Annotated in this window: 20 protein-coding genes and 1 riboswitch; of the genes, 12 read left to right on the top strand and 8 right to left on the bottom strand. The window is 67.3% G+C overall.

Annotated features, from left to right (window positions below):
• Positions 1-5: 5 nt before the first annotated feature.
• The 6 genes from hglS (at position 6) to CSC76_RS05850 (ending at position 9,446) form a co-directional block, all read left to right on the top strand.
• Positions 6-1,370 carry a 2-oxoadipate dioxygenase/decarboxylase HglS gene (hglS, locus tag CSC76_RS05875; RefSeq protein WP_162109130.1) on the top strand — a complete coding sequence of 455 codons (1,365 nt, stop codon included), beginning with the start codon at positions 6-8 and terminating at the stop codon, positions 1,368-1,370.
• A gap of 293 nt (positions 1,371-1,663) precedes the next feature.
• Positions 1,664-1,884, top strand: a riboswitch (cobalamin riboswitch).
• A gap of 273 nt (positions 1,885-2,157) precedes the next feature.
• On the top strand, positions 2,158-4,491 hold the full coding sequence (locus CSC76_RS05870; protein ID WP_162109129.1) for a ribonucleoside-diphosphate reductase subunit alpha: 2,334 nt from the start codon (positions 2,158-2,160) through the stop codon (positions 4,489-4,491).
• A gap of 120 nt (positions 4,492-4,611) precedes the next feature.
• Positions 4,612-5,631 (top strand): ribonucleotide-diphosphate reductase subunit beta, encoded by a 1,020-nt coding sequence (locus tag CSC76_RS05865; RefSeq protein WP_162109120.1) that lies wholly within the window; start codon positions 4,612-4,614, stop codon positions 5,629-5,631.
• A gap of 220 nt (positions 5,632-5,851) precedes the next feature.
• Positions 5,852-6,268, top strand: coding sequence for an acyl-CoA thioesterase (locus CSC76_RS05860; protein ID WP_162109119.1), 417 nt, complete (start codon positions 5,852-5,854; stop codon positions 6,266-6,268).
• Positions 6,269-6,423: 155 nt separating this feature from the next.
• Positions 6,424-8,097, top strand: coding sequence for a DUF6438 domain-containing protein (locus CSC76_RS05855; RefSeq protein WP_162109118.1), 1,674 nt, complete (start codon positions 6,424-6,426; stop codon positions 8,095-8,097).
• 89 nt (positions 8,098-8,186) lie between these two features.
• A complete protein-coding gene (locus tag CSC76_RS05850; RefSeq protein WP_162109116.1) occupies positions 8,187-9,446 on the top strand; it encodes a serine hydrolase domain-containing protein in 1,260 nt (419 codons plus the stop codon).
• On the opposite strand, the gene CSC76_RS05845 is transcribed toward CSC76_RS05850, so the two are convergent.
• The gene (locus CSC76_RS05845; protein WP_162109114.1) at positions 9,441-10,502 is read right to left on the bottom strand and encodes a linear amide C-N hydrolase; all 1,062 of its coding nucleotides are present in this window, start codon (positions 10,500-10,502) and stop codon (positions 9,441-9,443) included. The genes CSC76_RS05850 and CSC76_RS05845 overlap by 6 nt on opposite strands.
• 103 nt (positions 10,503-10,605) lie before the next feature.
• On the opposite strand from CSC76_RS05845, the gene CSC76_RS05840 reads away from it, so the two are divergent.
• Positions 10,606-10,923, top strand: a complete 318-nt coding sequence (locus tag CSC76_RS05840; RefSeq protein WP_238394888.1) for an I78 family peptidase inhibitor — start codon at positions 10,606-10,608, stop codon at positions 10,921-10,923.
• 10 nt (positions 10,924-10,933) lie between these two features.
• The gene (gene purU, locus CSC76_RS05835) at positions 10,934-11,785 is read left to right on the top strand and encodes a formyltetrahydrofolate deformylase (protein WP_162109113.1); all 852 of its coding nucleotides are present in this window, start codon (positions 10,934-10,936) and stop codon (positions 11,783-11,785) included.
• 140 nt (positions 11,786-11,925) lie between these two features.
• On the opposite strand, the gene CSC76_RS05830 is transcribed toward purU, so the two are convergent.
• The gene (locus CSC76_RS05830; RefSeq protein ID WP_162109111.1) at positions 11,926-12,714 is read right to left on the bottom strand and encodes a TSUP family transporter; all 789 of its coding nucleotides are present in this window, start codon (positions 12,712-12,714) and stop codon (positions 11,926-11,928) included.
• A 97-nt stretch (positions 12,715-12,811) separates the two neighbouring features.
• Between CSC76_RS05830 and CSC76_RS05825 the strand changes: the two genes are divergently transcribed.
• Together CSC76_RS05825 and CSC76_RS05820 are read left to right on the top strand one after the other, a co-directional pair.
• A complete protein-coding gene (locus CSC76_RS05825; protein ID WP_162109109.1) occupies positions 12,812-13,693 on the top strand; it encodes a DUF6624 domain-containing protein in 882 nt (293 codons plus the stop codon).
• Positions 13,694-13,735: 42 nt separating this feature from the next.
• On the top strand, positions 13,736-15,064 hold the full coding sequence (locus CSC76_RS05820; RefSeq protein WP_162109107.1) for a M20 family metallopeptidase: 1,329 nt from the start codon (positions 13,736-13,738) through the stop codon (positions 15,062-15,064).
• Between the two features lie 202 nt (positions 15,065-15,266).
• On the opposite strand, the gene CSC76_RS05815 is transcribed toward CSC76_RS05820, so the two are convergent.
• The 4 genes from CSC76_RS05815 to CSC76_RS05800 all read right to left on the bottom strand — a co-directional run bounded on the left by CSC76_RS05815 (position 15,267) and on the right by CSC76_RS05800 (position 17,685).
• Positions 15,267-15,650, bottom strand: coding sequence for a YchJ family protein (locus CSC76_RS05815; protein ID WP_162109106.1), 384 nt, complete (start codon positions 15,648-15,650; stop codon positions 15,267-15,269).
• A gap of 145 nt (positions 15,651-15,795) precedes the next feature.
• Entirely contained in the window at positions 15,796-16,401 is a 606-nt protein-coding gene (gene folE, locus CSC76_RS05810; protein WP_162109104.1) for a GTP cyclohydrolase I FolE, read from the bottom strand.
• A gap of 130 nt (positions 16,402-16,531) precedes the next feature.
• Positions 16,532-17,080 (bottom strand): YdeI/OmpD-associated family protein, encoded by a 549-nt coding sequence (locus CSC76_RS05805; RefSeq protein ID WP_162109102.1) that lies wholly within the window; start codon positions 17,078-17,080, stop codon positions 16,532-16,534.
• 44 nt (positions 17,081-17,124) lie between these two features.
• The gene (locus CSC76_RS05800) at positions 17,125-17,685 is read right to left on the bottom strand and encodes a cysteine hydrolase family protein (RefSeq protein ID WP_162109101.1); all 561 of its coding nucleotides are present in this window, start codon (positions 17,683-17,685) and stop codon (positions 17,125-17,127) included.
• Positions 17,686-17,809: 124 nt separating this feature from the next.
• Here CSC76_RS05800 and CSC76_RS05795 point away from each other — a divergent pair, with 124 nt between their 5' ends.
• Together CSC76_RS05795 and CSC76_RS05790 are read left to right on the top strand one after the other, a co-directional pair.
• Positions 17,810-18,430 carry a hypothetical protein gene (locus CSC76_RS05795; RefSeq protein WP_162109099.1) on the top strand — a complete coding sequence of 207 codons (621 nt, stop codon included), beginning with the start codon at positions 17,810-17,812 and terminating at the stop codon, positions 18,428-18,430.
• A gap of 14 nt (positions 18,431-18,444) precedes the next feature.
• Entirely contained in the window at positions 18,445-18,873 is a 429-nt protein-coding gene (locus CSC76_RS05790; RefSeq protein ID WP_162109098.1) for a hypothetical protein, read from the top strand.
• On the opposite strand, the gene CSC76_RS05785 is transcribed toward CSC76_RS05790, so the two are convergent.
• Together CSC76_RS05785 and CSC76_RS05780 are read right to left on the bottom strand one after the other, a co-directional pair.
• A complete protein-coding gene (locus tag CSC76_RS05785; protein ID WP_162109125.1) occupies positions 18,867-19,364 on the bottom strand; it encodes a DUF421 domain-containing protein in 498 nt (165 codons plus the stop codon). The genes CSC76_RS05790 and CSC76_RS05785 overlap by 7 nt on opposite strands.
• Before the next feature lie 30 nt (positions 19,365-19,394).
• On the bottom strand, positions 19,395-19,736 hold the full coding sequence (locus CSC76_RS05780; protein ID WP_162109097.1) for a cupin domain-containing protein: 342 nt from the start codon (positions 19,734-19,736) through the stop codon (positions 19,395-19,397).
• Between the last annotated feature and the right edge of the window lie 19 nt (positions 19,737-19,755).

Below are 19,755 nucleotides of genomic sequence, written 5' to 3'. Positions count from 1 at the left end.
GCCCCATGACCACCTTCGTTTCGCCCGACCGCATCCGCGGCCTGTTCGCCCAAGCCATGTCCGACATGTACCGCGCCGAGGTGCCGCTGTACGGCGACCTGATCACGCTGGTCGGCGACATCAACAACGCCACGCTGCAGCGCGACGCGGCCCTGGCCGAGCGCCTGCAGCGTACCGGCGAGACCGAGCGCCTGGACCTGGAGCGCCATGGCGCGATCCGCGTGGGCACGCCGGCGGAACTGGCGATGCTGGGCCGCGTGTTCGCGGTGATGGGCATGCATCCGGTCGGCTACTACGACCTGACGGTGGCCGGCGTGCCGGTGCATGCCACCGCGTTCCGGCCGCTGACCGAAGAGGCGCTGGCGGCGAATCCGTTCCGCATCTTCACCTCGCTGCTGCGGCTGGAGCTGATTGCCGACGCGGCGCTGCGTGCCAAGGCCGAGGCGATCCTGGCCAAGCGCGACATCTTCACCGCTGACGCGCGCGCGCTGCTGGCGCAGGCCGAACGGGACGGCGGACTGGGCGAGGCCGATGCGCAGCGCTTCGTCGCCGAAGTGCTGGAAACCTTCCGCTGGCACGGCGATGCGACCGTCACGCTGGAGACCTACCGCGCGCTGCACGGCCTGCACCGTCTGGTGGCCGACGTGGTCAGCTTCCGCGGCCCGCACATCAATCACCTCACCCCGCGCACGCTGGACATCGACGCCGCGCAGGCCGCGATGCTCGAACGCGGCCTCCAGGCCAAGGCGCTGATCGAGGGCCCGCCGCGCCGCGCCGTGCCCATCCTCCTGCGCCAGACCAGCTTCAAGGCGCTGGAAGAGGAAGTCGCCTTCCCTGACGCGACCGGCACGCTGGTACCCGGCAGCCACAGCGCGCGCTTCGGCGAGATCGAGCAGCGCGGCCTGGCGCTGACGCCGGCCGGGCGCGAACTCTATGACCGCCTGCTCGCGCAGGTGCGTCAGGCCGGCGGTGCCGGCAACACGTCGGCCGACTATCCGCAGCGGCTGGCGGCGGCGTTCGCGGGATTCCCGGATGACGAGACCACGCTGCGCCGCGAAGGCCTGGGCTACTTCCGCTACCGGCTGACCGATGCCGGCGCCGCCATGCCGGCCGCCGACCGTGCGGCGATGACGCCCGACGCGATGGTCGACGCCGGCTACGCCGTCGTGGACCCCATCGTCTACGAGGACTTCCTGCCGGTCAGCGCAGCGGGCATCTTCCAGTCCAACCTGGGCGGCGGCGAACAGCGCGCGTATGACGCGCATGCCAATCAGGACGCATTCGAGGCCGCCCTCGGCGCGAAGATCCACGACCCGTTCGCCCTGTATCAGCAGGCGCAGGACGCATCGATCGCGGCGCTGCGGGCCTGATGCTCCTTCCCCTCTCCCTGCGCAGCGGGGAGAGGGTGCCGAAGGCGGGTGAGGGCGAACGGAGTCCGGGCACCCAATGCGTCGGATCGGAACAGCATTCTTGATACCAAAGCGCTTCACGCACGCATCGTCACCGCGCCTGCCCCTCATCCGCCCCCGTATCCAGTACGGGGCAGGCTCTTCGGGCACCTTCTCCCCGCCCAGCGGGGAGAAGGATCCAAACCGTGAAACCCGCATGGCACCGACTGCCGCTGTTCCACACAACATTTCGTGTTGACGCTTCCTGCTTGCCCCACTATGTTGTGGCCGTCGGTTCCGGTGGTCGCAAGCCACGGGATTAAAACGGGAAGCCGGTGACGCGTTCGCGCCACTCCGGCACTGCCCCGCAGCGGTAATTGGGAACGAACCCGCCACCAGCACTGAGGCGCCATGCCTTGGGAAGCGGCGGATGTAGGAAGAAGGCTCGCCCTTCGCGCCCATGAGTCCGAAGACCTGCCGACAGCCGCGCGATGCACACCGCGCGGTGCCGGCCGCGGAATCTCCGGGGGGAGAGGGCTGGCGAAGCAGGGCGCCCGCAGTCCGTCTGCGCGGTCGCGTCTCCTGCGACGCCGCTTCCCCACTGTTGACCTCCATCCGGCCTTGCGCAGCCCCGCGAGGGACGGGCCGCCGCGTGCACCACGCATGGAGGATTCTCGTGACCCAGATCGACAGCGCCGTCGCCGACGCCGGCACCGCTCCGTCCCAGAAAGACGCGTTCTCGCTGACGCCGCCGCCCACCGCCACCGCGATGAGCGTGACCAAGCGCAACGGCAGCCGCGAGCCGGTGGACCTCAACAAGATCGTGCGCGCGGTGCAGCGCAACTGCGAAGGCCTGCACGCCATCGACCCGATGCGCGTGGCCACCCGCACCATCTCCGGCCTGTACGACGGCGCCAGCACGCGCGAACTGGACGAGCTCTCCATCCGCACCGCCGCGCTGCTGACCGGTGAAGAACCCGAGTACAGCCGCCTGGCCGCGCGCCTGCTGGCCGCCTACATCACCAAGGAGGTCACCGGCCAGGAGATCCACGCGTTCTCGCAGTCGGTCACCCGCGGCCACGAGGTCGGCCTGATCAACGACCGCCTGCTGAACTTCGTGCAGACCAATGCGCGCAAGCTCAACGATGCGCTGGATGCCTCGCTCGACCTGCACTTCGACTACTTCGGTCTGCGCACGCTGTACGACCGCTACCTGCTGCGCCATCCGCACACCCGCAAGGTGATCGAGACGCCGCAGCAGTTCTTCCTGCGCATCGCCTGCGCGCTGAGCGAAGACGTGCCGGAAGCGCTGGCGCTGTACCGCCGCATGGGCCACCTGGACTACCTGCCCAGCTCGCCGACGCTGTTCAACAGCGGCACCACGCACGAGCAGTTGTCGTCGTGCTTCCTGCTGGACTCGCCGCAGGACACGCTGGAATCCATCTATGCCAAGTACGGCGACATCGCCCAGCTGAGCAAGTTCAGCGGCGGCATCGGCGTGAGCTACACCCGCGTGCGTTCGCGCGGCTCGCTGATCAAGTCCACCAACGGCCACAGCAACGGCATCGTGCCGTGGCTGAAGACGCTGGATTCCTCGGTCGCGGCGGTCAACCAGGGCGGCAAGCGCAAGGGCGCGGCCTGCGTGTACCTGGAAACCTGGCATGCCGACATCGAGGACTTCCTGGAGCTGCGCGACAACACCGGCGACGAAGCGCGCCGCACGCACAACCTCAACCTGGCCAACTGGGTGCCGGACCTGTTCATGAAGCGCGTCGAGGCCGACCAGGACTGGTCGCTGTTCGATCCGCGCGTGGTGCCGGAACTGACCGACCTGTACGGTGCCGCGTTCGAGCTGGCGTACACGCAGGCGGAACTGCAGGGCAAGGCCGTCAAGACCATCCCGGCCCGCAAGCTGTACGGCCGGATGATGCGCACGCTGGCCGAGACCGGCAACGGCTGGATGACGTTCAAGGACAAGTGCAACGCGGCCAGCAACCAGACGCTGCGCGCGGGCAATGTCATCCACCTGTCCAACCTGTGCACCGAGATCCTCGAGGTCACCTCGGCCGAGGAAACGGCGGTGTGCAACCTGGGCTCGATCAACCTGGCCCGCCATTTCGACGAGGACGGATACTTCGATTTCGACAAGCTCGCCGAAACCGTCCGCCTGGCCGTGCGCCAGCTGGACCGCGTGATCGACCTGAACTTCTATCCCATCGAAACCGCCCGCCGCGGCAACCTGCGCTGGCGCCCGGTCGGCCTGGGCTGCATGGGCCTGCAGGACGGGTTCTTCAAGCTCCGCCTGCCGTTCGACAGCACCGAGGCACGCACGCTGTCGGCGAAGATCGCCGAGACCATCTACTTCCACGCGCTGGATACCTCGGTGGAACTGGCGCAGGAACGCGGCCGGCACCCGTCCTTCGCCGACACCCGCGCCGCCAACGGCGAACTGCAGTTCGACGCCTGGAACATCACGCCGGAGGATACCGAGCGCTGGGACGCGTTGCGCGCGCGGATCAGGGAACACGGCCTGCGCAACTCGCTGCTGATCGCCATCGCACCGACTGCCACCATCGCCTCGATCGCCGGCTGCTACGAGTGCGTGGAACCGCAGGTGTCCAACCTGTTCAAGCGCGAGACGCTGTCGGGCGACTTCCTGCAGGTCAACCGCTACCTGGTGGACGAGCTGAAGAAGCTCGGCCTGTGGACGCCCGAAATCCGCGACGCGATCAAACTGGCGGAAGGCTCCATCCAGGGCATCCCCCAGATCCCGTACACGCTGCAGCAGGTCTACCGCACGGCGTGGGAACTGCCGATGCGCTCGCTGATCGACATGGCCGCCGACCGTGGCGCCTTCATCGACCAGTCGGCCTCGCTCAACCTGTTCATGGAAAGCCCGAACATCGGTGCGATGTCGTCCATGTACATGTACGCCTGGAAGCGGGGCATCAAGACCACCTACTACCTGCGCTCGCGCCCGGCGACGAAGATCGCGAAGACCACGGTCAGCACGGCCGCAGCCTCGCCCAAGCGCGAATACACGTCGACCGAAGCCATCGCCTGCTCGCTGGAGAACCCGGAAGCCTGCGAGGCCTGCCAGTAAGGCCTCTCCCACGTCGGTATCCCCGACGGATCACGGCACAGGGACGTGCCGGGCGCACGGATGCGCCACTCCCTCACTCATGGCGCGCCGTCGCCGACGGCGTGCCGCACAGGAAACACCATGTCCGCCCAACCCAAGCAGATGCTGCTAGACCCCGGTTTCGAACTGACGCTGCGCCCGATGCGCTATCCGCAGTTCTATGACATGTACCGCGACGCGATCAAGAACACATGGACGGTGGAGGAGATCAACTTCCAGATCGACATCACCGACCTGCATGCGAAGATGACGCCGGCCGACCGCCACCTGATCCACCGGCTGGTCGCGTTCTTCGCCACCGGCGATTCCATCGTGTCGAACAACCTGGTGCTGAACCTGTACCAGCACCTCAACGCGCCCGAGGCGCGCATGTACCTGTCGCGGCAACTCTACGAAGAAGCGCTGCACGTGCAGTTCTACCTGACGCTGCTGGACAACTACCTGCCCGACCCGGCGGAGCGCTTCAAGGCGTTCGCGGCGGTGGAGAACATCCCGGCGATCAAGAAGAAGGCCGACTTCTGCTTCAAGTGGATCGACAGTATTCAGGACCTGAAGCGGATCGAGACGCGCGACCACCGCCGACAATTCCTGCTCAACCAGATCTGCTTCGCCGCCTGCATCGAGGGCCTGTTCTTCTTCGCCGCGTTCGCCTACGTGTACTACTTCCGCTCGCGCGGACTGCTCCCGGGCCTGGCCAGCGGCACCAACTGGGTGTTCCGCGACGAGAGCTGCCACATGGAGTTCGCGTTCGAGTGCGTGCGCACGGTGCGCGAGGAAGAGCCGGACCTGTTCGACGACGTCATGCAGCAGCAGGTCTACGACATGCTGGAAGAAGCCATCGAGTGCGAGGTTCAGTTCGCCGAGGACGTGCTGTCCGGCGGCGTGGCGGGGATCTCCACGCGCGACATGCGCCAGTACCTGCAGCACTGCGCGGACCAGCACTTCGCCAAGCTCGGCATGCCCAAGCGCTACGACGTGCGCAACCCGCTGCCCTTCATGGAGCTGCAGGACGTGCAGGAGCTGACCAACTTCTTCGAGCGCCGGGTCTCGGCCTACCAGCTGGGCGTGCAGGGCGAAGTCGGCTTCGACCACGCGTTCTAGCATGCGCTCTCTGTAGGAGCGACGTCAGTCGCGACCGCGGCAATGGAACCTCATGTCGCTGCGCCACCCCTCGAATGTCGGCACCAAGCACTACGTCACAGGTGACCCATCGGGTATTCCGGGCATTCGTTCATGCGGTCGCGACTCACGTCGCTCCTACACCAGCACAACATCCGGCGCGCTATGCTCACGCCGGGAGCACGCTAACCGGAGCACCACCATGACCGAACTGGCCAACGCCGAAGCGCGCCCGACCGAGGCGCGCCTGCTGCACATGGTCTTCCCCGACCACACCAACCACCTGGGCACGCTGTTCGGCGGGCAGGCGCTGGCGTGGATGGACATGTCCGCCTTCATCGTCGCCTCCCGCTATGCTCGCACCACCGTGGTCACCGCGCGCTCGGAGCAGGTGGATTTCAACCAGCCCATCCACAAGGGCGATCTTGTCGAAGTGGTGGCGCGCGTGGTGAAGGTGGGCCGCAGTTCGATGAACGTCGACGTGGAAGTCATCACCGAGAACCTGCTGACCGGCGAGCGCAAGCTGTGCACGCGCGGGCATTTCGTGATGATCGCGCTCGACCCGCTCGGCCGGCCGACGCCGGCGCCGCCGTTGCCGCCGGCGATCGCGCAGGATTGACGGTTGGATTCGCTTGTTGGGCTCGCGGTCGGCGCGCTGATGTTGGAATGGGGATACTGGCGTTCGTCCCGGAGACGTGATGGCACGCTTCGTTCACGCACAACGAAGGCCCGTCACGTGGCGAGTATGCTGCCACCCACGTCAAGGAATAGCACATGAAGTGGTTTTGCGTAGGGGTTAGTTTTGGCGTGCTGTTGATCGTGGGCTGTTCTGGCGAAGAGGCGCCCCACGCTACGGCAACAGCATCACTGCCAGCCTGTCAGCCCGCGCAACTGGCCGGAGTAAGGCCGACGTACGAAGAAGTTCAGCGTCACCGACGTTTCGACTTTCCCACGCCGACATATGCAGCAAACGAGTACCCCAAAACGTGGGGCTACAGATTGCTGCTGCGAGTGGATGCTGAAGGCCGCATCGTGTGCCACGAAACCACGGATGATTTCGGGACCCCGATAGCGACCACTCCACAACGTCAGGCCTTGCTGGCAGACATCGCGCAACGGCGTTACGCACCGTTCTCGCGGGAGGGCAAGCGGGTGCCAGCTATCGTCAGGGAGGAGGTATGGGAGGAACGGGCGCCTTCAGTGCATCGACCCCTGCCTGAAGCCCCGTTGGACAGCTTTCGCATCATGTTGTCGCGCAGTGGGTGTTTCGGATGGTGCCCGATCTATTCGGTAGAAATCCACGGAGATGGCCGCGTCGTCTATACGGGCGAAGGGCATGTCGATGTGGAGGGTCGGCACGAGTACCGCATCCCCGTCGACGACGTCCGTGCATTGCTCGACCAGGTTCGCCAGGAAGATCTTTGGTCGACGGATGCAGAATACATGGCGGGGATCACCGACAATCCGACCTACTGCCTGAGTATCGAACTTGGCGGCCAACGCCATGTCATTACCGACTACGTGGGTCGCATGGTCGGCATGCCTCGGGCCGTGCAGCGCGTGGAGGACGCCGTGGACAAGGTTTCCCGTGCACGGGAATGGACCGAGCTTTCGGCATTCGCCATGGAACATCTGCAACAGGCAGGCTTCGATTTCCGATCCCAGGCCGGGGCGGATCTGTTGGTCCGGGCCATTGGCAATCGTAAGGGTTTTGACGAGCACGCCATGCTGCGCGCCATTGAACTGGGTTCCCCCTTGCGCGGCGGCCAGACGGCGTTGAGGCCCACGCCAGAGCACGCGCTCGACGAGATGGAGGTGTTCGTGTCCGCGCTGCGGCTCGGACGCGTGGCCCTGGTCCAGCCCTTGATGGCGAAGGGCGTGCTGCGCGAGGGTGGACGCCTTGATCGCGGGAAGCTGGATCGCGCATTCCGGGCCGCCATCCAAGGCGGCAGGCGGGCGTCCGTGCGGGCGATCTGGAACGCGAGCGATTCGATCAGGCCCTCACTTATGTATCAGGATGAAGATGACGACGACGCACGACGCATCGTGGCCACCTCGGTCGTCATGCTGCTGGATAAACCTTACGGTGATGACGAGTGGGAAGGCCTGGCCATTGCAAAATGGCTGGCCGACAAGGGTGCCCCCCTGGATGCCCGTGCGGCGAACGGCGATTCGCTGCTGCACATCGCGGTGGAGGCAAGCGACATCGCGTTCGTCCGTTTCGTGCTCGCACAAGGCTTGGATCCCTCGACCAAGGGCGAATACGACCTGCCGGCATTGGGAGGCGCCCAGGACGAGGACGTCGCCCTGCTGCTGCTCGCGTCGGGCTCGGATTGGCATATGGACGACCAAGGCAAAGGCTTCTTGCGTTATGCGCGTGACCAACGATGGACCCGCGTTCTGGAACTTTTGAAGCAGCCCTTGGAGGAGGGCTCGGCCAAGCGCTGACGAGGACATCAGGCCGCGCACCTGGAGTGCGGGCTCTTGCCCTTCTGTCCGTCTCCTGACTGGGAGCCCCAGCGCGTGGACAGGTAAGCATGACGACGATTCCTCCTTTTTCCCCCCAGCGCCGCTGCTGGCTGACCGCCCTCGCCATTACGCCGCTCGCTGCCATGGCCTGGCCACACTCCGCTTCCGCCGCCTGCGACGATGGCGCTGGCTGGATCCCGCCCGACACCTTCCTGGCCGACCTGCCGCGCCTGATGCAGGCCCTGCGCGTGCCGGCCATCGGCATGGCCGTCGTGGAGCGGGGCGAGGTGGTATGGGCGCGCAACCTGGGCGTGACGAACGCGGAGACCCGGGCGCCGGTGGCGGACGACACGCTGTTCGAGGATGCCTCGCTGAGCAAGCCGGTGTTCGCCTACCTGGTGCTGCAGCTGGCAGACCAGGGCGTGATCGACCTGGACGCGCCGCTGGTGCGCTATCGGCGGGTGGACTACCTGGCCGACCATCCGTGGGTGGACCTGGTCACCGCGCGGGACGTGCTGCGCCATTCCACCGGCATGCCGAACTGGCGCAAGGATCCGGCCCACGAGAAGCTCGTCCCGGCCGCGAAGCCCGGCACGCGCATCGACTATTCGGGCGAAGCGATCTTCTGGCTGCAGTTGGTCGTGGAGAGGCTCACCGGTGAGAGCCTGGACGAATCGATGCAGCGCCTGCTGTTCGGTCCGGCCGGCATGCGCGACAGCAGCTATACGTGGAGCAAGGATCTCGCCGCGCGCTCGGTCTACGGCCATCGCGCAGTCGAGGACGAAGAAGCCGGCATGCCGCCGCAGATGCTGCGCGAGACATGGAACGCGGCGCAGACCGTCGCAGACCGCTGGGGCAAGCCGCTGTCGGCATGGCGGTACGAAGACGCCCAGCGCGCACTGCCCGAGGTGCAGGCCATCACGCCGAAAGGCGTGGTGAACTGGCCCGGGGACATACTGGCCAACGCGGCCGCCAGTCTGCGCACCACGCCTTCCGACTACGCGCGCTTCATGGCACTGATGGTGCGCACGCCGCGCGCATCCTGGCAGATCAGCGAGGCCACGCGCACGACGATGCTGACGAAGCAGATCGACGTGCCCGGCCGTTGGACCGACAAGGGCCTGGGCTGGAATCTGGAAGCCACCCCGCGCGGCCCGGTATTCTACCACTCGGGCAGCAACGGCGGCATCTTCAATAACTTCGCCCTGGGCGACGCCCGCGGCCAGCGCGCGCTGGTCGCACTGACCAACGGAGGCAGCGGCAACGTGCTGTACCGCCGCGTGGTGCGCGCGGCCACCGGGCACGACCTGCTGGCCTTCGACCTATAGGCCCTGGAACACGAACGGCTCCGCCGGTCGGAAGTCCTTCACGGTGTTGCCGGCGAATACGTTGCGCTGGTCGGGGCCCAGGTCCAGCCGCAGCACCCTGCCGGTCTCCTTCGAGAAATCGATGTCCTTGAGGTCCACCCAGAACGTGTTCGGCGTCAGCGCGGACTCGAAGAAATAGAGCTTGCGCTTGTGGTCCGCGACCGTGCGCCAGCGGGTGGAGGAGATGTTGGGTTCCTCCGGTGTGTTGATGCCGAACGGCACCGACGCGTTGCGGATCACGCTGAAGACGCTGGCCAGCGCCTTCACCGGGTCCTCGCTCTTGGGGATCGCGTTGACGTAGAACGAGGCGCGCGCGAAGCGGTCCGCCGCGCGGTTGGTGCCCGGCAGCATCACCGTGCCGCCGATCTGCTTCCAGTAGGTATTGAGCGCGAGCTGCTGGTCGAACACCGGCGAGTTGGTCATCACCTGGTAGTCGCGGCTATGGTGGATCACCTGCTTGCCGCCGATGTACTCGATGATGGCGCTGTCGCCACTGGCGTCGGACATCGACAGGTGCAGCGTGGCCAGGCGGTCCTCGCCCGGCACCTTGTCGGTCACCACGGTGAAAGGCTGCGCACGCAGGGCCTCGACGGCCTCCTTCACCGTGCCGTAGTTGTCCAGCACGTACTGCGCCCAGGCCGCGATGCTCAGGCCCGGGCCGCGCCCGTCGTAGGCGGGGTATTCGGATTCCACCAGCCACAGCACGTTGGCGACCAGGCCCGCTTCGTTCATGCCGTCGGTGGTGGAGACCTCGTAGCCGCTGGCGATCACGCTGCCGTACTTCGACGTCCACGTCACCGAGTTCGGTCCGGCCTGTCCGTTGCGCGCCATGCCACGCGGGAAGATCCACAGGTTCGTCGCCACGTCGGTCTTCCAGTCCATCGAACGGGCGGTGATCACGTCGTCGTGGGCACCCAGGTAGACCAGGCGGGTACAGGCGTCGGCGGGAGGCGCGGCGGCGAGCGAGGACAGCAGGGTGGCGGCAAGCGCGAGCGGCAAGACGAAGCGACGATCCATGACGACCTCCGTGGCAGGGTTGATGTCGGGTGCGCGGCGGGTGCGCCCGCCCTTTATGCCGGCGGGTATGTTAAACAGCGATCCCGTCCCCCGAGATGCTGCCATGGCCATCCCCCTGCTGTCGCACCGTTCGTCCATCCGCGCGCCGCTCCTGGTCCTGGGCATGCTGGCGCTCTCCGCCTGCGTCAGCACGCCCGGCCCGCAGGTGGCCGGCAGCGGCCGCTGCAGCGACGCCGCGCTGGGTTGGGCCGTGGGCCAGCCGGCGGACGAAGCCAACATGCGCCGCCTGTCCAGCGAGAGCGGCGCCGGCCTGGTCAATCCCATCGGCCCCGGCACCGTGGTCAAGCACGATGCGCGCACCGACCGCCTGCGCGTGTACATCGACGCCGACAACCGCATCACCGCGGCCCGCTGCGAGTAAGCCCGCTCCTATGCGCCGCGACCACATCCTCACGCTCTCGTGCCCGGACACCACCGGCATCGTCTACCGCGTCACCGGGCTGCTGTTCGACGCCGGCTGCAACATCCTGGACGCCCAGCAGTTCGGCGACGAGGAGTCCGGCCGCTTCTTCCTGCGCGTGCACTTCGACCTGCCCGAAGACGTTTCGGTCGAATCGCTGCATGCGCGCTTCCAGCCGCTCGCCGACGCGTTCGCGATGGACTGGCAGCTGCACGATGCGCGCCGCAAGGCACGGCTGATGGTACTGGTGAGCAAGCAGGGACATTGCCTCAACGACCTGCTGTTCCGCGTGCACAGCCGGCAGTTGCCGGTGGAGATCGCCTGCGTGGTCTCCAACCATGCCGACTTCGCGCCGTTGGCGCAGTCGTACGGCGTGGCCTTCCACCACCTGCCGGTCACTGCCGACCATCGCGACGAGCAGGAGCAGCGCATCATCGATCTGGTCGAACGCGAGCGGATCGACCTGGTGGTGCTGGCGCGCTACATGCAGATCCTCTCGCCCGCGCTGTGCGATGCGCTGGCCGGCCGCGCCATCAACATCCACCACAGCTTCCTGCCGAGCTTCAAGGGCGCCAGACCGTACCACCAGGCGCATGCGCGTGGGGTCAAGATCATCGGCGCCACCGCGCACTACGTGACGCGCGACCTCGACGAAGGTCCGATCATCGAACAGGACGTCGCCCGCGTGGACCACGCGATGACGCCGAAGGAGCTGGTACGCATGGGCAGCGACATCGAATCGCTGGTGCTGGCCCGCGCGGTGCGCCGCCACGTGGAACACCGCATCCTGCTCAACGGACACCGGACGGTGGTATTCCGATAGGCCGTTGCCTGATGTAGGAGCGACGTGAGTCGCGACCGCACTCCCTGCAACGCCAGGCTTGCATCCATCATGCGATGCATGACCCATCCCGGCGGATCGATTCCCGCGGTCGCGACTCACGTCGCTCCTAAAAAAAAGGATCAGAAGGACGCCACCCACACCCGCACCGGGTGCTGCGGGTCGGCGAGCAGGCGGATCGCCAGCGCGATCGATACGGTGACCAGCAGCGGCTTGATGATGCGCGCACCCTGCTTCATCGCGAAGCGTGAACCGAGCTGCGCGCCGAGGAACTGGCCCGCTCCCATCAGCAGGCCGACTTTCCACAGCACGGCACCATGGACGAGGAACACGGCGAACGCGCCGACGTTCGAGCCGAAGTTGAGGAACTTGGTGTGCGCGGTCGCCTTGAGGATGCCGAAGCCCGCCAGCGCGACGAACCCCAGCATCAGGAACGAGCCGGTGCCCGGGCCGAACACGCCGTCGTAGAAACCGATCGCCGGCACAAAGGTCAGCGCGAACACCTGCGGGCGCATGCGCTGGTGGCGATCCACATGGCCGATGTCGGGCTTCAGCCCGAAGTACACGGCGATGCCGACCAGCAGGAACGGCAGTGCCCACTTCAGCCAGTCCACCGGAATGACCGTGGCCAGCAGCGCACCGCCTGTCGCGCCCAGCGCGGCGGTCAGCACCATCGGCAGCTGGCCCTTGAGGTCGACGTGCCCGTGGCGCGCATAGGCCCAGCTGGCCGACCCCGAGCCGAACAGCGACTGCAGCTTGTTGGTGCCCAGCACCTGCAGCGGCGGGATGCCGGCCAGCAGCATGGCGGGGATCGTGATCATCCCCCCGCCGCCGGCGATGGCATCGATGAAGCCCGCCAGCATCGCGGCGAGGAACAGCAGCAGGAGCACCTGCAGGGCGAGGTCGGGCATGGGGTGGTGGAGGTTGAGGATGGCATCGCCCGTGACGACACGGCAGTGCGGATGCGTGTGTATTCTAGGGCTTCCTCCATCGCCAAGGATGATGACGGTGCACACGCCAAGGGTCCTGACCGCATGCATATGCCTTTGCGCTGCAGGCGTTGCGCAGGCGGCCGAGTATCGCAGTGCCGTCGGCGCCTACAAGGCCAAGGACTATCCCGCCTGCGCGCGCCTGTATGGTCAACAAGCGGATCGCCCGCCGCCGGTGCGCGGCGCCGCCTACGATGCGGCGTGCTGCCTGGCCCTGGCGGGCGACAAGGAAGCGGCCTTGGCCCGATTGGCCGCCACGCCCTCGGATCAGCTGCGCAGCCATATCGCCGATGACGCCGATCTGGTGTCCCTGCACGATGATCCGCGATGGACAGCCTTGCTTGCGCGCCATCGCCGCGACATGACAGCCGAGATGTCCCGCCGCGACGATGCCCTCCTGGAGGAGTTGCAACGGCGGATCGACAGGGACCAGGATGCGCGCAACCAGGCGATGCTGGCGCCCGCGGATCCGGCGCTCGCCGCCGCGATGGGCGACGTGGATCGCGACAACACTGCGTGGCTGAAGTCCTATCTGGACGCGCACGGATGGCCCGGCTACGACAAGGTGGGCCGGAGCGGCAGCATGGGATTCTTCCTGCTCGCCCAGCATGCTGATCACGAACCCGCCTTCCAGGAGCAGGTCCTGGGGATGCTGCAGGATGCGGTTGAACGGGGACAGGCCTCGGGCATCCACTTGGCCTATCTGACCGACCGCGTTCGGATCGCCCAAGGCAAGCCTCAGCTTTACGGCACCCAGTTCCACAGCGTGGAAGGCGTGCCACAGCCCCGGCCCATCGAAGATCCGGAGCACGTGGAGGCGCGCCGCGCCGCCCTGGGCATGCCGTCGTTGGCCGAGTACACCGCGAACATGCAGGACATGTACGCGACACCGAAGAATTAACGGACTACTGTCTGATCCCTCGACTCCTTGCCGGACATCGCCATGCCCAACCCTCTGCTGCTTTCCGTCATCGCGCTGGCCATCGCCTCGCTTGCCCCCACGACCGCCGCGCAGGACGCCCCACCCACGCAGCGGCCTGACGTCATCGCCGCCGGCAAGGCGATGCAGCAGCAGGTTATCGACTGGCGGCGGCATTTCCACCAGTACCCGGAGCTGTCCAACCGCGAGGAACAGACGTCAAAGCGCGTGGCCGAGGAGCTGCGCAAGCTGGGCCTGCAACCGCGTACGGGCATCGCGCATCACGGCGTCACCGCGGTGATCAAGGGCGGCAGACCCGGCCCGCGCATCGCGTTGCGTGCCGACATGGACGCGCTGCCGGTCACCGAGCGCAGCAGCCTGCCGTTCGCGTCGAAAGCCACATCGACGTATCGCGGCGAAACCGTCGGCGTGATGCACGCCTGCGGCCATGACGCGCATACCGGCATCCTGCTGGGCGTGGCGAAGGCGCTGGTCGGCATGCAGGACACGCTGCCGGGTGAGGTACTGCTGGTCTTCCAGCCCGCCGAGGAAGGCGCGCCGGCCGGCGAGGAAGGGGGCGCAGCGCTGATGCTGAAGGACGGCGTGTTCCGGGACTTCAAGCCGGAGGCGGTGTTCGGCCTGCACGTGTTCTCGTCGATCCCGGTCGGCCAAATCGGCGTGCGCCAGGGGCCGCTGATGGCGGCCTCGGACAGCTTCACGCTGAAGGTCGTGGGCCGGCAGACGCACGGCTCGCGGCCGTGGGGCGGCGTGGACCCGATCGTGGCGATGGCCGACGTGATCGGCACCACCCAGACCATCGTCAGCCGTCGCACCGACATCTCCCGGCTGCCTGCCGTGGTCAGCTTCGGCGCGATCAAGGGCGGCATCCGCTACAACATCATTCCCGACGACGTGGAGGTGGTGGGCACCATCCGCACCTTCGACGAGGGCATGCGGCAGAAGATCTTCGCCGACCTCAAGAACGTGGCCACCCATGTGAGCGCCGCGCACGGCGCGAAGGTGGAGGCCAGCGTGCCCGACAACGACGGCAATCCGGTCACCGTCAACGATCCGGACCTCACCGCGCGCATGCTGCCCAGCCTGCAGGCGGCGGTGGGTGCGGACAACGTGATCACCCCGCCCTTGCAGATGGGCGCGGAGGACTTCTCGTTCTACGCGCGCGAAGTGCCGTCGATGTTCTTCTTTGTCGGTAGCACGGCCAAGGGCATCGACCCGGTCACCGCGCCCAGCAACCACTCGCCCGAGTTCATGCTGGACGAGGCCTCGCTCGACGTGGGGCTGCGCGCATTGCTGCAGGTGACGCTGGATTACCTGGAGAAGCCGAAGGGTTGAGATGGGCTTCTCCCTCTCCCTGCGAGAGCGGGAGAGGGTGCCGAAGGCGGGTGACGGGCGAACGGAGACACGATGTCTCAATGGCTCACGCTCCAAAAAGAGGCGAGCTCTCCAGACGATATCGGCGCTTCAACCCCCGCGCGTTCCCCTCATCCGGCCTCCGGCCACCTTCTCCCCGCGCGGCGGGGAGAGGGAAACAATGTCAGCGATGCTCGCCATCCACGTACAGCCACCGTCCGTCGACGCGGACGAAGCGGCTGCGCTCGTGCAGGCGCACCGCGCTGCCGCCACCGACGCGGTAGCGGGCGACGAACTCGACCTCGGCCGTCTCCGGCCCGGTGACGCGGTGCGATTTCACCGTCAGCCCGAGCCACATGGTCTTCTGTGCGCCGGGGGCATCCAGGCCGAGTTCGTCCGGCCGGGTGTCGGGATGCCAGGTCGCGCGCAGGTAGTCCGCGTTGCCGGTGACGAAGGCGCTATAGCGCGAGCGCATCAGCGCTTCGGCGTCGGGGGCGGCTTCACCGGCGTGATAGCGGCCGCAGCAGACGGCGAGATCGCGGCCAGTGCCGCAGGGGCAGGGGTTCATGGCATCGCTTCACTGTAGGAGCGACGTGAGTCGCGACCGGGCACCCTCAGGCAACGGGACAGCGGAATCCTGGAGATGAGCAAGCCAATGGGCAGTGACGTCATGCGGTCGCGACTTATGTCGCTCCTACAACAGCGGCACGCACTCAACGCTTGCCGTGGCCCGTCTCGATGAAGCGCAGGAACTCGGCGCGGGTGCGCGCGTCGTCGCGGAAGGTCCCCAGCATCTTGCTGGTCACCATGCTGACGCCGCGCTTGTGCACGCCGCGGGTGGTCATGCATTCGTGCGCGCCATCGACCACCACGGCCACGCCGCGGGGCTGCAGCACGTCCTGGATGCACTGCGCGATCTGCGCGGTCATCTTCTCCTGCACCTGGAAACGGCGCGCGTACACGTCCACCACGCGCGCCAGCTTGCTGATGCCCACCACCTTGCCGTCGGGCAGGTAGCCCACGTGCGCGCGGCCGATGATCGGCGCCATGTGGTGCTCGCAATGGCTTTCGAACTCGATGTCGCGCAGCACGATCATCTCGTCGTAGCCGGCGACTTCCTCGAAGGTGCGCGCCAGGTACTCGCGCGGGTCCATCTGGTAGCCGCTGAACCAGTCGCGGTAGGCCTTGGCCACCCGCTTGGGCGTGTCCAGCAGGCCTTCGCGCGTAGGATCCTCGCCCGCCCACTCCAGCAGTACGCGCACGGCGTCTTCGGCCTGGGCCTGGGTCACCTTGCCGGGATTGTCGTCGGAATGGCTCATCGCATGGACTCCTGCGGGGGCGTGGAGGATAACCCATCGGACCTCCCGCGACCCGAACCGGCCTGGTGATCGATGCCTGCGCTGGTACGGGCGAGGCGACGCGCCGGATGCAGCGCCGCAGGCAGATTCGCTACTCCGCCGCGACAGGGGCACCCATGTTGCCTCTGCTGTACATCCCCGAACGATCGAAGCAGCACGCACGCCGCTTGCCGGACGCCAGCATGTCGCAGGCGGTGGCGATGCGCTTGACGCGCGTCTCAGCCTTCTTGCCCGACGTGATCCAGTGGATCCAGTCGCGGCGTGCCACCGCGGTCAGGCTGTTCCATACCGCCTTCGCTTCGGGCGCAGCCGCCAGCGCCTTGCGGACATCGGCCGGCACCACCGGCTCGGGTTCTTCCTTCACCGGCGCGATCACCAGATCGACCCGGTCGCCGGCGGCGACACCCGCGGATGCCCGCAGCGCCTTCTCCCCTTTCAGCCAATGACTGCCTGCTCCGTCCGGCTGCAGCGTGGCCTGGAAGTGCTGGCCCGCCAGCGTGCCTTCCACCGTCACCAGGCTGCGGGTGGGCAACTTCGCGCTGGCCGTGGCGGGCAGCACCAGGAAGGTCCATGTCGCCGCTTTCGGCTCGGCCGGACGTTGCAGGGTGGCGGAGAAGCGGATCGCGGCGGAGGTCGTCATGGGCGCATGGTACCGGTCGCGTGGACGCGCATGGACGCGGGCCGTCACGCGGGGTCGGGGAACAGGCCGGTCACCGCGCGTACCGCGTCCACCCGCGCCCCCAGGCCCACGGCCATCACCTGCAGGGCGTGGCGGCGTCGTGCGGGGGTGATCGCGGCCACGGCATCCTGTGGCACCCAGACCGCGTACTCGCGCATGTTGGCGCCCTGCGCGGTGGCCAGTACGCAGGAATCGGCGGACAGGCCGGTCAGGACCAGCCGGCGCGCGCCCAGCTTGGCCAGCAGGATGGCCAGCGGCGTAGCGAGGAAGCCGGAGTGCTTCGGCTTGAGCACGTGATAGTCGTGCGGGCGCGGGGCCAGGCGCTGCACGATCGAAGCGGACGCACCTCCGGCGTCGCGGCAGGCGGCCACCAGGTCGCCGAACTGTCCCTGCCAGTGCGAGAAATTGTCGTTCACGTAGATCGTGGGCGCGCCCGCCGCGTCGAAACGCGCACGCAGCGTCTCGATGCGCGGCACGATGGCTCGCGCCGCCTTCGCCAGACGGTCGCCGCCTTCGAAGTCGAACCGGTTCACCATGTCCAGCACCAGCAACGCGGTGTCGCTCATCTGCGCTTCCTACGTTCCGGCGCGCGTTCGAACTTGTGAACGTCGTGCATGCGTCGCCCTCACCTCGTGTTTGCGTACAGGCGCCTAAAACAGGGGCTCCTTCCAACCCTCACGGAGTCTAGCCATGGCGCGTTCCGCCAGTGTCAACACCGACCAGGTCCATGAACTGTTGCTGCAGGCGCTGGAAACCGAGCGCGGTGGCATCCAGATCTACACTGCCGCCCTCAAGGCCGCCGTCAACGACGACCTGAAGAAGGAATGGAGCGAATATCTGGAGGAGACGCGTACGCACGAGCAGGTGCTCACGCGCGCGTTCGAGCAGCTGGAGCTGGATACCGAAGCCGCGTCGCCGGGTCGCGAGGTGGTGGCGCATCTGGGCGCTTCGCTGGTCAAGGCCATCGAGATGGCGATCAAGCACGACACCCCGGAAGCCGCCCAGCTGGTGGCCGCCGAGTGCGTGGTGCTGGCCGAAACCAAGGATCACCAGAACTGGGAACTGATCGGCAAGGTCGTGGAACAGGGCGGTGCCCTGGCCAAGGTGCTGGAGCCGGCCTACAAGGCGGTGGAAAGCGACGAGGACCACCACCTGTACCACACCATGGGATGGGGCCGGGAATTGTGGATCCAGTCGCTGGGCATGCCGGCCGTGCTGCCGCCGCCGGAAGAGGTCAAGAACGTCGAGACCGCCATCGGCGCGTCGCGTGCCGAGCAGAGCCGCGAGCAGATGCTCGGGCGCAAACATTGAGCCGCGGGCGCTCCATGTCGCGCGATGTTGCCGCAGGTCCCGGGGGCCGCCTCGACGAGGCGGTCCCGGTCGATCCGGCGCTGCTGACCTTCGGCATCGATGTGTTCCAGGCCGTGATGACCGGAGCCATGCCCGTCGACGAATACGACGGCGACGACCTGCCCTGCCTGGGCATGAGCGCCATCACCCGGCAGATCAGCGGGCACGGCCTGAGCCCGCAGGAGGAGACCTCGCTGGTCATGCGCGTCGTCGCCTTCGGCGAGCTGCTGGGCCAGGCCGAACACGACAGCCGCATCGCCGGCCACATCGCGCCGGCCCAAGCCGGCGGCTACCAGATCACCACCGCGTTCCTGCAGGCGGCCGCGGGCGCCGACATCGTCCAGCGCTCCGACGGTGGCTTCGCCTACGATCTGGAGAGCGTCGCCGCGCGGCTGGTTCACTGACCGTCGGAGGCATCGCGTTCCTTGCGGCGGACGAAGGTGATCTCGCCGGACGACTCCAGCACCGCCAGCGCGATCTCCCCCACCGTGGCGTAGCCGGCGGAGCGACGCGCGATGGCGAAGTCCTCCTCACTCATCGACTGCCGCGCCAGCTCGTCACGGAACAGATGGCCGCGATGCACCAGGATCACCGGCTTGCCCTCCACCATCTGATGGAAGCGCTGCGAGCGCGAGGACAGCTTGCCGACGGTCCAGTTGAGGGACAGCAGCGTCGCCGCCAGGATCAGTCCACCGAGCAGCGAGGTGTCTTCCCCGATCAGCGAGTTCTGCACGGCGGTGCCGAGCAGCACCACCACCAGCAGGTCGAACGGGGTGAACTGGCCCACCGTGCGCTTGCCGCTCAGCCGCACCATCACCAGCACCACCACGTAGACCGCGGTCGCCCGCAGCACGAACTCCCACCACGGCATGCCAAGCTCGAACAGGCTGCGCAAAACACTGTCCATGTCATCCCCTCGCCTGCATCAGGATCGGCCCGCCGGACGCTCGCCGCCCGTGGCGGTATAGGCGGGCGGTGAATAGAAGTTCACCGTCTTCAAGGGCGCGTCGCCCGTCGCGCGGATCTCGTGCCGCTCGCCCCGTTCGATCAGCAACAGGCTGCCGGGCCGCAGCGCGCGCCGCGCGCCTTCCACGATGGCCATGCCGCGGCCGGATGCCACGAACAGCCACTGGTCCGCGCCCCGATGACGGTTGTCGGGTCCCCCTTCGCGGCCGCCGGGCGGAATCACCATCTGAGCAGCCTGCACGCCATGGGCCTGGAAGAGCGGAAGGAAGCCGATGCCCATGCGCAGGTGCCTGCATTTCATGTGTCTGCCTCGCGTTGCC

The sequence above is a fragment of the Pseudoxanthomonas mexicana genome (assembly GCF_010093385.1).
In the GTDB taxonomy this organism is placed as follows: Bacteria; Pseudomonadota; Gammaproteobacteria; order Xanthomonadales; family Xanthomonadaceae; genus Pseudoxanthomonas_A; species Pseudoxanthomonas_A mexicana.
Note: the sequence above shows the minus strand (reverse complement) of the source record. Positions and strands in the feature narration are given on the sequence as shown.